We start from the raw sequence: 12590 nt of genomic DNA on the forward strand, positions 1-12590 counted from the left end.
GAGGCTAGACCAGTTCGTAGCGGGTGTTTCGTCGGTGCGGGGTGTATCCGGCATCGACGATCAGCCGCTCGAACTCCTCGGCGTTCAAAATGAATTTGTTACCTGCCGCCGAGACCACGTTCTCCTCGATCATCACGCTTCCGAAGTCGTTTGCACCGTACTTGAGGCCCATCTGGGCGATCTTTGGACCCTGGGTCAGAATCGAAAGCTGGATGTTATCGAAGTTGTCGAGGAATATTCGCGAGACCGCCAGCGTTCGCAGATAGTCGGCCGCTGAAGCCTTCTGTGGAATCTGAAGCTTGGTGTCCTCCGGCTGGAAGTTCCAAGTGACAAAGGCTCGAAACGGCGAGCACTCGTCTTGGAGATCACGGATGCGCGAGAGGTGCTCGATTCGGTCGTCGATTGTCTCGACGTGGCCAAACATCATTGACGCCGTGCCCTTGAGCCCCATCGAAGCCGCTGTGCGCATGCACGCCAGCCAGTCCTCGGTCTTGTCCTTGTAGGGGGCGATGATGTTGCGCACGCGGTCCACAAGAATCTCGCCACCGGCGCCGGGAATGGAGTGCAAACCCGCGGCGTGGAGCCGCTTCAGTGTCTCGGGGAGCGTCAGTCGGGAGATGTGGGCGACGTAGATGATCTCGGCCGGAGAGAGGGCGTGGAGGATCACGTTCGGGAATCGCTCCATGACCTTACTGAAGACGCGCTCGAAATAGTCGATCTTCAGCGCTGGATTGAGGCCGCCCTGGAAGAGAATTTCAACACCGCCCTTATCGACCGTATCTTGGACCTTTTCTAGGATAGCTTCGTCCGAGTGGGTGTAGCCTTCGTCGTTGCCCGGCGGCCGGTAGAAGGCGCAGAATTTGCACCGCACCCAGCACACGTTCGTGTAATTGAGGATGCGCCCGACGATGTAGGTGACGGTGTTCGGGTCGGTCCTCTGCTCGCGTCGGAAGTTCGCCAGCGCGGCGACTTCGACTGGATTTGGATGGTCGAAAAGAAACTTTGCTTCTTCGCTGGAGATGCGCTGGTTGGCGTAAACCTTATCTGCAATCGTGTCGATCGAGATGCCGGGAGAAGTTGTGAACGCCATACCGATATTCTACTCAGAATAACGGATGAAGTTTCAGAAATTGCCATAGGTACGCAGTCCTTTACAGCTTGAACCTGAGCTAGATTTCAACTGAATCTGAAAGTAGTTTTGGGTAACTAGACTAGCTTGAATCGCCCATATTGGTCCGAATTTGCTTTAACGTCTGAATGACCTTGTCAAGTGCTGGACCAAACTGGGAGTTCTCCGGTCCAGACGGAAATCTATCCTTATTCTGAGTTAGCCATTGCTCCAGTTCCTTTATAGAGGCTGTACATGCTTTCAAGTTCTGGTTTTCCTGGCTAAGCGATTCGGCTTCATTAATGAGTTCGTTACAAACTCTCCATATGCCAGCCGCCTGGAGTCCCCATTCTCCGGGAAAATTTCCTCCAAACGCAGTTTTAGAATCTATGGTTCCGTAAAGTTCTATCGGAATTTGGCGAGTAGTATTAGGCGCAAGTCCGACTTCCGTGACTACAACTCTTCCGAATGAACGTGACGACATTCGGTCATTTTACTTTGCAATTGGGCAAGTTCATCCATCTCGCTTTTTCGCCGCTCATTTGCGGTTCTGTGGTCAAGAATTGCTCGTTCCTGTTCGAGCCGTATTTGCTCAAGTTTCCTAGCAAGCCTTATAGTTGAGCTCACAAGGTCTTCTGCTTGTTTGTGTTCAATGCTCTGGCACTTATTATCTTTGGGAGGCTGGATTGAAATTATATGGGCATCGACAGAATTGTTCATGCCCCGACTTATACAGGATGCAGTCGGGGCGGACTGCACCCTGTATTCAGTCGGTTATACCGCTTCAAGTGGGAGTTGAGAATGCTCACGAACGGTTGAAGCTGAAATAAGCAGTTGCTCCCGGATTATTTTTCGCCAATATCCCAGTAGTGGACATTGAGATTAATTACATCTTTCATGAAAATTACAAGATAGTCGGAGTCAGTAATCCAAACGAATGGAGCATACACGTCCATCCCGTTCTTTTCCTGTTCGAGAACATCAGATAAAACTGCCCGTTGGGCACAAATAAGAAGAATTCTGTCAAGAGTTCCATCGTCGGCGAAATAGTACTTGTCTACAATTCCTCGGTATATAAACGTTTTGCTGTCTTGTTCAACAAGAACGGATGTAAAGACAGCATCAACGTTGCTGCTCGGGAACGGTCCAGCCATTTTGTCGAAATCAAGGATATTGGATTCGAAAAGGTAATACCAAGGATGGTCAAAACGCAACAACCTCGATTGCAGGTCACACCTACCGGCCCGGACAAAAACGTGCAAAATAACCGCAAACAAGTATGAGCATATGTACAAGACCGAGAAATACGCTGCGATTGCTCCAGCATTTGACGAGACATTTTTTAAAGCTAGGCTAAACTTGTCATTTCCGCTCGCGGGCCCGAAAAGTAGGGCCATAGCGTATTCTATGTTTACTCTTTTTTGCGGATAGAAATGGTCGATTCCAGTAATAAATGCCAAGTGAAGTACGACTGAAATCACTGCGCTGAATGCAGCTTCTTCGGCAATAGATTTGGCTTTGAATGGATGAGCCTGGAACGTTCCTCGCAAATATGAATTACGTGCAATAACGCCTGGCAACAGGAGAAGGAGTATTAGAAGCGCAGGCGCAGCGAAGTTCATCGACCTCGCTTATATTATCACTCTGGGTTAGAATTTGGATTAGTAATACGACCGGACCGGTCGGTTGCGCTCCTGATGACATAAGTTTTGTTGCCGTATCGAAACTCTCGCAGTCCCTCGGGCTTAAAAGCAGCGTCCACCATGTCACGTCGGGCTCGGGAATCCCGCAGAATCTCTTTCACCAAATTGGATTTGTGAGCTTCCATGTCTCTCTATTATGACGCCTGAAGGGCTTTCACTACTGCGTGGAGCGCAAATATTGAAGTAAAAGCCCTGCTTTTAGAGTTCATGCAGCTTCAAGCGGAAGTTGAGCCTGCGCACCAAGGACGTCTTTTCCAGCTTTGCAGATAGGCAGAAATGAACAGAGACGGCAGTTGTGTGGCACTGGTTTGGGCTGGAAGTCCTCGAAGTCGGCGAAGAAGACGTTGCTTCCATGCTCATCCTGCATCTTATGCACCATGTTCATTTCCTGACCATGATGGTTGACAATTTCAGTTCTAATCTGGTCCAGCTCATTTGAATTGACTTCATGCGCAACCCACGCTGGACGAGAATGTAAGAAGTACGGAACGGTACGAACTGACTCAAGGGCAATGTTCGAGTTAAGTGCGTAGAGTGAGTAGGCCGTCAACTGCTTCCTGCAGCTTTGATATGAGCTTGCTGAGAATTTGCCAGTTTTCCAGTCGATGAAGAAGAACTCGCCCTCGTGCCTCAACGCGAGGTCGTAAGGCGTGTAGATGCGTAGGCCATTGCACTCGCTAAGTCCAAGTTTTGCCGACGCATCAACATACGGAACTGCCGAGTTCGAGTTGTTGACATCAAGCCATTCCTTTCTGTCCGTCGTTTGCAGGAACTGCAGGGCCGGCGATTGGTAGAAGGCATCCAGTCCGTCGGACACGGCTTTTCGACCCGCATTTTCAAGTTCTTCACTCGGCCCAGAGTTGAAGTGGTGCATCAGGACGGACCCCGCACCCGGATTCTTTCCATCTTTTACCTTGCGTGCAAGGGCCAAGCTGTCGCTGAGCGCAGTGTCGAATCTCTGAATCGCATATTCTTTTGGGTTTGGTCCGAGGACACCATTCTTCTTATATTGGTGCAGCGTAACTGCAATGAAAGAATGGATGATGTCTCCGACGAGGAGGGGAATCGTACGCGCATTTTTCAAGAAAATGTACGTATTCTGCCTTTCTTCGCCCCATGGGTAGTAGTTGTAAGCAAACGCCCGGGGGCACCGCTTCAGCAGAGCTTGTCGCGAACAACTCCAACTTACGTTCCTTGCTGTGCCCATGTGAAGCCCTCCTGCAGTTCAGTCCCAAAGTCAATCCATTCCCGATTTGCTTTTCTCGTGGACGCATTTGGTGTGGGTCGACCACTGGACCGCCAATATGGAACTGCCTTAACGCTCATTACGGCCGTGGCAAGTTCAGGAAGCATTGCCAATGGCGTTGAGAATCTTCTTCCTTCAAACCGGAAGCAATACTCGTCCAAATAGCCCTGGATATGACGCTTCGAAAATGAACCTTGATGACATCCCCTGAGAATCCTTTTCAGCAAGGAGAAGACGCGGTGAATTCTAGGCAAATATCCTTCTGCGACTTTGCTACCGTCGCGCATTCTGTTTGACTGGTTTTCCTTGTAGGCAACCATGGGAGCATGGAAGAACTGCGGAGAACGATATGGACTGCCGTCTGAAAAGATAATTGAGCCAGGTGCAATTTGGTCTGACTGAAATGTGCGGACCTCTTTAGCGATGGTCTTGTTGCTTGTGACGAGTCTGAGTCTCGCGCGGCCGCTTCCAGATTTTCGCTGTTCAACCGCACCCGCAACGATGGTTTTAGTTGGGTCGGATAAACCAGCGAGGTTGGCACCTTCCTTTTTGGAGCCAAATACCATCAAGTCGGCTTCGACCGCCCCCGTCAATGGTGGGCGGCCATCCATTTCTTTGCTGATTGCTCGACGGATTTCCCGGAGCCAGCGCAAAGCGGTGTTATAGCTTCCAAAACCCATCACCCGTTTCAATTCCAGCGCACTAATGCTCTGCTTGGAACTGATAACGTAGAACAACGCTGTGAGCCACTCACGGAGCGGCTTTCGCGAATTGTGCAGAACGGTTCCGGACCTAAGGGAGGTTGCCTTGTCGCAAGAAGCACAAATCCATTCTTCGCGCTTAGTGCGAAGATAAGCCATCTGGAATCCGCAATGAGGACATACAAAGCCGTTTGGCCAACGAACGCTGAACAAGTAGTCGCGACAAGCCTCTTCCGTTCCGAAAGTGTCGTGGAATTCCAGCGTCGTTCTGGGGAAATTAGCAAAATTCATATTCCCCTCCGCAAGCATTGCATCTTGCAATCGGGCGATACATTTGCAACCATTCCCAAAGCTTTCTGTTGTCGGAAAGGTCCATATTCAGCCTTACAATAACGTAACTGGCAAGTTGGTCGGTAAACGAAACGTTCTCGACACAAGGAATCGTTGAGAGGGCTACTACAACGTGCATCATCGTTTCCTCGTCATCAAAGTTACTTTTCAGGAGCCATAACGTTGCCTCGGCGTAGCTATCGGTTCTTTCCCAACTCAGGCTGTGGAACATGTATTCGACTTCATTCGGCCCTGAAATCCTGAATCCAAAGCGTCGAGATGCAGCTTCCAAGAAAATCGCTCGAGCAGTCAATTCCATCGCAATTTCCGTGTTGTAGCCAATCTGGTTCATGCGTTACCTCCGAGGAAAGTTCTCGCGCCTTGGGTAGGCAAATTAACGAAACGGTTGTGAGATTTACTTCTAAATGACATTTAATCACCATCTAAGGCTCCATTTGAGCCATAGATTTATTAAACGCCGCTCGCTTCGGTAAATGGACCGGGGCCTTTACCAGTTTGGGCCAGTTAAATTACTTGTTTGAGCTCAGGAAATGGCGATTTCCATCATCGAGACCCGCCGGAAAGAGTTCTTCGGCAGGCTTTTGCAGGATGCTAATGAGAACGGCAGCTGTCTTCAATCTGGGTCGAGTCCACCCCAATTCCAGACCCTTAATGGTCGAAACCGAAACTGGATTGAAGCGAACTGGGTCTTGAACGACCAATTGCTCGGCCAGCTTAGTGAGTTGGTCACGAGTGAGTAATTTCTCTTCTCGAACTGCCCGAAGGTTATTCGGATATTTCCCTCGGACTTTCTCGTTCGGCATCAAGCATATTATTGGCTTGAGCGAATCGAATTTTCAATCTACTTCAGGACGACATTGTTTTCATATCGCCATAGTTTCCCGCTGGCGTCGCGTCGATATGTCAGTAGCGTAATGGCGTCTCCTGGATGCTTACCGAATGTGGCGTCGGCCAATGGGTCACCCGAATTAAAGCTGTTGAGGATGCTTCCGTTGGCCGCAATAAGGAAGTCTCCTGCTCGAATTCCGCTGTTCCATGCTGGACCTCCCTTGCTAATTGAATTGACGTACCAGCCCTGGCCAGGAGACAAGCCGCACTCCTGAGCGTTTGACGCAAGTATCGGTTCAAGACTCACACCAATCCCACTTGGCTTGGCATTCTCGGCACTCCGCCCTGATGTGACTTGATTCGCAGTCGCTCCCAGCTCAATCAAATGCTCGACGAAGCCATTTCCATCACGCAAAGCCAGAGATTTTGGCTTAGCCGAGTAGTTGTAGTCCACGATGGTCAAAGAAATTTTGGCTCCAGAGGGTCCAGTCACCACAAGGTATGGATAGTCGACTGCGTACTTCAACACGTTGCCGTTGGAATCCGTATACGAACCATCTGACTTAAAGTTATAAATCGTTCCAAGTTCTTGGCTCTTCCACGAGCCCACTAGGTTGGCCTCCATGGCGACGCCTTGCGAAGCGTGTCCAACCGATGAGCAGGATGCCATCACCAAAGCGGTTAACGCTAATGCAACACACATATCTATTTTTGAGAAGTAACTTGCCATTTGTGCCATATGTCTATCTTTGACATAAGTATATGTCTATCTTGGGCATGTCGATGATTGAAAGTCAAGCTATGGGCCATAGGCCGTGGTCAAGTCGATTTATTCGAATGAATACAAACTGATGGTTCGTCTCCTTCGAGAGGCGAGGGAAGGTCATGGCATAACGCAAGAGCAAGTTGCACAGAAACTAGACATAACGGCTTCGATGCTCTCGAAGTGGGAACTTGGACAACGGCGGATTGACCTGCGTGAATTGTCCCTATATCTTCAAGCATGCGGTGTTGACATCGTTGAGTTCGTCAGTTCCTGGCAACAAGCTATCGGTGACGGCGATGGAACCATAAGTCTCAAGAAGGGCAGACCTGGCGCACGCAATTAGTCCGTCGCCATGAAATGATAGTTAGCTTTGCCCAATTGAATTTGGCTGGGAACTCGCTGAACTTTCGAACTGAGGCACCGCACTATTTAAACGGTTGGCCTCAAAAAGAGCTTTGCGCTTCTCACGTTCTTCTTCCATTCGCTCCTGTTCAAACAGGCGATTCTCAAGAACAGACATATCAAGCTTCTTCACATCAACTTCTTTTCTGTCAAAGTACACTTTGAGCTCGTTGAGGTATGTAAGGCTAGGAGGACGGAAAGTTTTCAACTTTCTTTTCGTAACGAATACATCGGAAGCAAGTGCTTCCTCAGCATCAACCAGAGCACGAAGGTCACTTATCAATGCAGATGCATGGCCATATGCATCCCCAGCTTGACCATATTCAAACGACCTCGCGTCAAGGGTGAATCCTAAGCTTCCATCCATTACAAAACTTACATAGGAACTAAGGTGCTTGTCTGGAAGGTTGCACCAGTCGGGAATCAACCCATATTTCTCGGCTTCAAGAAGTGCCTCATCAGACAGTCGTGCGAAGTTATCGACATGACGCTCATAATTTGCTTGAGACCTTAAAGCTACTTCTTCAAGATTCGACTTTTTGTTGAGGTCAGAATAACGGGCATCACCCGCCGCAGACCTTGCTCCAACCACCGCGGCGATTAACCTTCGAAGTGTATCGGCCTTTTCCAAGTGGCGGTCCCGAGTGCGAACAGCAATGGCATGTCGACGGTCGATACCTTCCTTATATTTGGCAACCAGGATATTCCCGAGAATTGTTCCTCCTCCAATCGTGAGGAGGACAGGAATAAGAATTGTCCACCAATTAACTGCTTGTTGCGTCGCGTCAGCCACTTCCTAATATTTAACTACGGAATGAGGGCATCGGGTCGTTACACACAGCAAAACTGAATTCGTTGACGGCAACAAAGACATAACTCTCTGGCCAACATTACGCGCCTCCGTGTAAGCTGTGTGCGGATGCGGATAACTAAGCAGCCGAGTGGTGGTTCAAGCAGAACGGGAGGCCGAGGCGAATTCGAATTAGCGGAAGACGTTCCCGGTGGGCCTCGAGTAACGGACCTTTTTGAACATGACCTCATTCTGCAATATGGTTCTGTTGAACTGCCAACCGGAATATTTCTGACCAAACAAGGTGGTAAACGACGCCTCCGACTTCGAAACAATCGTGAGACTTTCCACATTGGGAGGCAAGCCGCGGCAATCCTGATGTTGCCAACACCAATTAGAGATGAGGCAAGACTTGAGGGCGGTCAACCAGTGCTCCGTTCGGACGGTTACTTGCTCCACCATATAGAATTGGAAGAAGTTGAGGTCCTTAGACCAGTCACTTTAGAGGATGGCGTCGTGAAATCTCCGGGCCTATTTAGAGCCAGAGCCAATACCATCATTTATGGCAATCAGGCGTTCCAAGCTGAGACATTGGCGATAGGACAACGTGTAAAAGAAATAGAACTCTTATGGCATGCCCGCAATAGCTTCCCAAGCGACCTCTCTAATCTTCTTGCGATGCACGAGTCTGCAGTTAAGTCTGGCTCGGCCGTGCCAAAAGCGCTGACCCAAATCGTTGAGTCCATTCAGAAAACGTTCGCAGCATTCTCTGCCGACATGGGAGTTGTCTACAGCGAACGCGAAGACGTCGTTCCAGCTATGCTCCGAGCCCTCCGGGAAGAAGTGGATGAGAAGGACAAGCCTCTATCCCTCGAGCAAATCCCACCGGACCAGTTGGACATTCGCCGGCGTGAAATCGAAAAGTGGCAAACCTGGGCAAGGCGACGCGGACCTCAGAGTACAAAGTTTAAACGGGAGGTTAGGGAGGCATACGATTGGACATGCCTCGTTTGCGGAAATAGATTTCCTCCAACTGACATAAGCCGCAATCCTGGAGTAGATGCTGCTCACATTTTGCCGTGGTCAGATTTTGACCTTGACCATGTAAGCAATGGTCTATGTTTGTGCAAACTTCATCACTGGGCGTTCGATGAGGGAATTCTTAGGATTGTTCACAGAGAAGGACAATACTTAGTCGAACTGGCTCCAGGTGCTGAAGAGCGCATTCTGCAACCCCAGTTTTCGCTAGAATCGTTGCGAGCGGTGACGGGAGTTATTCCGTCCTACAGACTTCCCAATGCTATTGCGGAAAGACCGAATCCACTATTGCTAAGCAGGCTATACGAGGAGCTGAACTAAGCTCGAGCGAGCAGAAGTTCTTTTTCTTGGTCAACATCGACAACCTCATGTTCGAAAGGCATCTGTGTTCCAAGGTAGAGCATCATACGCTCGGCTAGCCACTCGGCCACTGGAACTGTCACAGCGTTTCCAAGTGCGTGGTACCGCAACGAATCAAGTTTGTCTATGTCGGCCGGTTGCTCGTCGGGTAAAGTCCAATCCGTGGGAAAACCCTGAATCCCCTCACATTCCTTTGGCGTAAGACGCCTTACACGGCCGTCAGGATATGTCACATATGTTCGACTCCAGTCTGTGCCAGTGTGCCTGGCCGAACAAGCATATAAACAATAAGCTAGTCCTTGGACGATTGGTCCTTTGACAGAATCTCCAAAGCTGCTCTTAAAGGGGGAAATAGACTCCTTCCCATTCGGTCGGCGCGGCGCATCATTCCCGACGCTGCATTCGGGCTCAAAAAGTATCTTTGCGGAACCTCCCCGGTCTCGATGACATCCAACAATAAAGACTCTTTGGCGCGACTGGGCGACTCCGAAGTGTCGAGAATTAAGCACTCGCCATCCCACGCTATACCCGAGGTCGGCCAACGTGCGAACAACGATTCCGAAGTCCCGTCCGTCGTGGGAAGAGAGAAGTCCCGGAACGTTCTCGATAAGAAGAACTCGGGGAAGTTGCTCTCCAACGAGTCTCGCAAACTCGTAGAAGAGTCCTGAACGACTTCCTCGCAAGCCGTCACGTTTACCCATTCGGGCGAGTGAGACGTCTTGGCAGGGAAATCCTCCAACCCAGATGTCAGCGGCAGGGACATCTGCGGCTGTAACTTTTTTGATGTCTGTTTTCCTTTTGACATTGCTCCAGTTCTTCTCCAGAATAGTATTGCAAAACGTATCTATTTCGCACTGAAATGCGATTTCGTATCCGGCTCGTTGGAAGCCGAGGTCGAAGCCCCCAATTCCAGAAAAAAAGGAAGCCACTTTAGGCTTGACTACGGTGCTCATACTTCTGAGGCCCCGCGCTTTCTGGTCTTTCCAGAGATTTCATTCACGTCGCCGCCACAAGTTTCGACCAGCATCTCGCATGCTTTTCGAACCACATATCCGACAGATACATTGTTTCGTGAAGCAAGCTCAGTTAGGGCTTCATGCTGGGAACGAGGAAAGCTGACACTCTGACGAACCGTGGGTTCGTCCTCTTTCAGATGTTTTGCCGCAGCCCTCAATTTGTTCACCACAGTGCACCAAGATGCACCACTATACCGTGAATACGGTCGAAGAGGGCGAAAGGTCGCAAAAAACCCTTCGCAATTTATTCACAGCTTCACCTATATCGTGTTTTAGCTCACATTCCCAGAAGGTCATGACCGTCCAGCCTGACGCCTCCAGAAGTCTGCACTGCTCTTCAAATCGTGTGCGATTCCTTTGGACTTTGCGTAACCAATATTCAGTATTGGTTTTTGGTGGGCGAATCCTGCCGCGTGCCTCGCATCGTGGACAACCATGCCAAAAACATCCATGGATAAACACTGCGAGTCTGACTGAGGAAAATGCAATATCCGGTTTCCCAGGCAATCTTGCTACATTCTTTCTATAGCCCTTCAAGCCACTTTGCCAAATAGTACGACGGAACTCGATTTCGGGTTTTGTGCCCGTCGAGCGATTGGACCGCATCGACTTGCGAACGGGCTCGGTGGTTTCTAAAGAAGTTCGGAGCTTCTCGAAGTTAACCGACTTCATTAGTACATTGTGAACCGGCCGAGCAGAAATCTTGGAGCGAAACTTTGCTACTCGCAAGAAATCGAGGACATCTTTCAGATTTAGTTATGAACCGACGAAATTGCCGGCAACTTCTAAAGCTCCTGTCTTCGTCAAGTGAAAATCTGAGTCATAAGCTCGCCGTCCGAAGTCTTGGAGGACCAGACAAGCTGGCCCTCCGTGTGGAGCTTTCTTACTTGCCTTTTTTAGGAGCAGGCTTGATGGTCTCCACGACCGTGGTGCTCGGTCGGCGTTCGGCCTCGCGCACCGGGATGAACTGGCCGGTTCTTGCGTCGCGGCCGATTTGATGTGGAGAGGGTTTGGGGGATTTCATTTTTCCTCGTCCCGATTTTCACCGGGTTCATCATAATATACGCAAGAATTAGCTAAAAAGTAGCTACTATTTGGACAAAATGTGGAAAATTGTCGTAGAATGAATATGTAAATGAGTGAATCTGCTGCCAAACGAACGATGACTTTGAACCTGAGCGAGTCCGAAATGAAGGACCTCGAGGCTCTCTGCCTTCGTTATGACATGAACAAAACGGCCCTCATGAAAAAGGCTTTCCGAATGTTCTTGATGATTGACCAGCGGCTACAAAAGGGCGAAAAGCTATTCGCTGAAGATGAAAAAGAAAACAAGAAAGCGGAGCTAGTTGTGTTGTGAAATTGAAATTACGCGATGGCGTCACATTGGAACCGGTGGAAGCCGAACTGCTTTCCCCGGTGAGTTCGGAAGACTTGGTCGAAGCGGAATCCAAATGGGTGCCTCGACTCCGTGACGTCTACACCGAGATGGTGGCATTGGGCCAAATAGAACGAGTCTATGTCTGGCAATCTCGGTGGAAGAGCAAGGATGCACTCTTAAATGACCCCAACTACTTAATTATCGGCATAAGGGCCTCAAATCAGGTTCAAGGCTTGGCGAAGTTAATAGTGAAGGGCCACGCATCCAAGGTCGACGGCAATCTACCCATTGTATATATTGATTTCGTGGAATCTGCCCCATGGAACGTCAAGCGATATATGGACGCCATTGGCCAAAACCAGCGATTCAAGGATACTGGACTCGAACTTTTGAAAGCGGCGATTCGGCACAGCGTTGACATTGGATGCCAGGGCCGAGTGGGACTGCATTCCCTCGTCGAATCTGAAGGATTCTACAGGTGTGCGGGAATGACTGAACATGGCAAAGATGGAAACAAGAATGGACTGGTTTATTTCGAATTCGCTACGGCAGAAGCAATGACCCTCATAGGAGAAACACAATGACAGAACGTGAAAAATCTCTGCGTGACAAAATTGACAACTGCGCGGAAGAAAGTGGAAGCCTATTGGCTGCTCCAAGTAATGAAACGATTGACATCAGAGAATGGATAAGTCAGGTTAACAAAGAATATCCAGTTGAAAATACTGGCGAAGAAAAGACAATCGAGTTCAAGCGCCGCTTTCTCGCCAAGTCTTTTGAGCAAAGCGCACAGGCAATGCAGCTCGCGGCACGAAACTTTGATGTCTTCCCGGACGAAACCATTGAAGCTCTATACGAAGAAGCCATGGACTTACAAAAGAGGGCGGATGAGAATCCGTAACT

The 12590-nt window shown here is 49.5% G+C and carries 15 protein-coding genes; 5 read left to right on the forward strand and 10 right to left on the reverse strand.

Going from position 1 to position 12590, the window contains the following annotated elements; translation table 11 throughout:
• Positions 1-4: 4 nt before the first annotated feature.
• The 7 genes from mqnC to GC165_13080 form a co-directional block, all read right to left on the reverse strand.
• Positions 5-1090: a dehypoxanthine futalosine cyclase gene (gene mqnC / locus GC165_13050; GenBank protein ID MBI1333794.1), complete on the reverse strand. Its 1086-nt coding sequence runs from the start codon at positions 1088-1090 to the stop codon at positions 5-7.
• 121 nt (positions 1091-1211) lie between these two features.
• Complete coding sequence (locus GC165_13055) at positions 1212-1592, reverse strand: hypothetical protein (GenBank protein ID MBI1333795.1); 381 nt, start codon at positions 1590-1592, stop codon at positions 1212-1214.
• A 361-nt stretch (positions 1593-1953) separates the two neighbouring features.
• Complete coding sequence (locus tag GC165_13060; GenBank protein ID MBI1333796.1) at positions 1954-2730, reverse strand: hypothetical protein; 777 nt, start codon at positions 2728-2730, stop codon at positions 1954-1956.
• A 286-nt stretch (positions 2731-3016) separates the two neighbouring features.
• The gene (locus GC165_13065; GenBank protein MBI1333797.1) at positions 3017-4018 is read right to left on the reverse strand and encodes a hypothetical protein; all 1002 of its coding nucleotides are present in this window, start codon (positions 4016-4018) and stop codon (positions 3017-3019) included.
• Positions 3997-5067 (reverse strand): IS1595 family transposase, encoded by a 1071-nt coding sequence (locus GC165_13070; GenBank protein MBI1333798.1) that lies wholly within the window; start codon positions 5065-5067, stop codon positions 3997-3999. Before GC165_13070 ends, GC165_13065 begins: the two co-directional genes overlap by 22 nt.
• On the reverse strand, positions 5036-5440 hold the full coding sequence (locus GC165_13075; protein ID MBI1333799.1) for a hypothetical protein: 405 nt from the start codon (positions 5438-5440) through the stop codon (positions 5036-5038). Before GC165_13075 ends, GC165_13070 begins: the two co-directional genes overlap by 32 nt.
• 510 nt (positions 5441-5950) lie before the next feature.
• The gene (locus tag GC165_13080; protein ID MBI1333800.1) at positions 5951-6640 is read right to left on the reverse strand and encodes a PDZ domain-containing protein; all 690 of its coding nucleotides are present in this window, start codon (positions 6638-6640) and stop codon (positions 5951-5953) included.
• Between the two features lie 112 nt (positions 6641-6752).
• Between GC165_13080 and GC165_13085 the strand changes: the two genes are divergently transcribed.
• A complete protein-coding gene (locus tag GC165_13085) occupies positions 6753-7046 on the forward strand; it encodes a helix-turn-helix domain-containing protein (GenBank protein MBI1333801.1) in 294 nt (97 codons plus the stop codon).
• A 21-nt stretch (positions 7047-7067) separates the two neighbouring features.
• On the opposite strand, the gene GC165_13090 is transcribed toward GC165_13085, so the two are convergent.
• Positions 7068-7898 (reverse strand): hypothetical protein, encoded by an 831-nt coding sequence (locus GC165_13090; GenBank protein MBI1333802.1) that lies wholly within the window; start codon positions 7896-7898, stop codon positions 7068-7070.
• A gap of 375 nt (positions 7899-8273) precedes the next feature.
• Here GC165_13090 and GC165_13095 point away from each other — a divergent pair, with 375 nt between their 5' ends.
• Complete coding sequence (locus tag GC165_13095; protein MBI1333803.1) at positions 8274-9254, forward strand: hypothetical protein; 981 nt, start codon at positions 8274-8276, stop codon at positions 9252-9254.
• Here the strand turns inward: GC165_13095 and dcm are convergent.
• Together dcm and vsr are read right to left on the reverse strand one after the other, a co-directional pair.
• Positions 9251-10246: a DNA (cytosine-5-)-methyltransferase gene (gene dcm / locus GC165_13100; GenBank protein MBI1333804.1), complete on the reverse strand. Its 996-nt coding sequence runs from the start codon at positions 10244-10246 to the stop codon at positions 9251-9253. The genes GC165_13095 and dcm overlap by 4 nt on opposite strands.
• A 252-nt stretch (positions 10247-10498) precedes the next feature.
• The gene (vsr, locus tag GC165_13105) at positions 10499-10981 is read right to left on the reverse strand and encodes a DNA mismatch endonuclease Vsr (protein MBI1333805.1); all 483 of its coding nucleotides are present in this window, start codon (positions 10979-10981) and stop codon (positions 10499-10501) included.
• 463 nt (positions 10982-11444) lie between these two features.
• Here vsr and GC165_13110 point away from each other — a divergent pair, with 463 nt between their 5' ends.
• Genes GC165_13110 through GC165_13120 form a run of 3 tightly spaced genes read left to right on the forward strand, consistent with a single transcriptional unit; the run spans position 11445 to position 12588 of the window.
• Entirely contained in the window at positions 11445-11666 is a 222-nt protein-coding gene (locus GC165_13110) for a transcriptional regulator (protein ID MBI1333806.1), read from the forward strand.
• Positions 11663-12271, forward strand: coding sequence for a hypothetical protein (locus tag GC165_13115; GenBank protein ID MBI1333807.1), 609 nt, complete (start codon positions 11663-11665; stop codon positions 12269-12271). Before GC165_13110 ends, GC165_13115 begins: the two co-directional genes overlap by 4 nt.
• Positions 12268-12588: a hypothetical protein gene (locus GC165_13120; GenBank protein MBI1333808.1), complete on the forward strand. Its 321-nt coding sequence runs from the start codon at positions 12268-12270 to the stop codon at positions 12586-12588. The genes GC165_13115 and GC165_13120 overlap by 4 nt, the downstream gene beginning before the upstream one ends.
• Positions 12589-12590: the final 2 nt, after the last annotated feature.

Source organism: Armatimonadota bacterium, assembly GCA_016125185.1.
Classification (GTDB): domain Bacteria; phylum Armatimonadota; class Fimbriimonadia; order Fimbriimonadales; family Fimbriimonadaceae; genus Fimbriimonas.

Excerpts from the sequence above, each read along its gene's own strand:
- mqnC (MBI1333794.1), bottom strand. The coding sequence starts at position 1,090 with ATGGCGTTCACAACTTCTCCCGGCATCTCGATCGACACGATTGCAGAT.
- GC165_13055 (MBI1333795.1), bottom strand. The coding sequence starts at position 1,592 with ATGTCGTCACGTTCATTCGGAAGAGTTGTAGTCACGGAAGTCGGACTT.
- GC165_13060 (MBI1333796.1), bottom strand. The coding sequence starts at position 2,730 with ATGAACTTCGCTGCGCCTGCGCTTCTAATACTCCTTCTCCTGTTGCCA.
- GC165_13065 (MBI1333797.1), bottom strand. The coding sequence starts at position 4,018 with ATGGGCACAGCAAGGAACGTAAGTTGGAGTTGTTCGCGACAAGCTCTG.
- GC165_13070 (MBI1333798.1), bottom strand. The coding sequence starts at position 5,067 with ATGCTTGCGGAGGGGAATATGAATTTTGCTAATTTCCCCAGAACGACG.
- GC165_13075 (MBI1333799.1), bottom strand. The coding sequence starts at position 5,440 with ATGAACCAGATTGGCTACAACACGGAAATTGCGATGGAATTGACTGCT.
- GC165_13080 (MBI1333800.1), bottom strand. The coding sequence starts at position 6,640 with ATGTGTGTTGCATTAGCGTTAACCGCTTTGGTGATGGCATCCTGCTCA.
- GC165_13095 (MBI1333803.1), top strand. The coding sequence starts at position 8,274 with ATGTTGCCAACACCAATTAGAGATGAGGCAAGACTTGAGGGCGGTCAA.
- dcm (MBI1333804.1), bottom strand. The coding sequence starts at position 10,246 with ATGAGCACCGTAGTCAAGCCTAAAGTGGCTTCCTTTTTTTCTGGAATT.
- vsr (MBI1333805.1), bottom strand. The coding sequence starts at position 10,981 with ATGAAGTCGGTTAACTTCGAGAAGCTCCGAACTTCTTTAGAAACCACC.
- GC165_13110 (MBI1333806.1), top strand. The coding sequence starts at position 11,445 with ATGAGTGAATCTGCTGCCAAACGAACGATGACTTTGAACCTGAGCGAG.
- GC165_13120 (MBI1333808.1), top strand. The coding sequence starts at position 12,268 with ATGACAGAACGTGAAAAATCTCTGCGTGACAAAATTGACAACTGCGCG.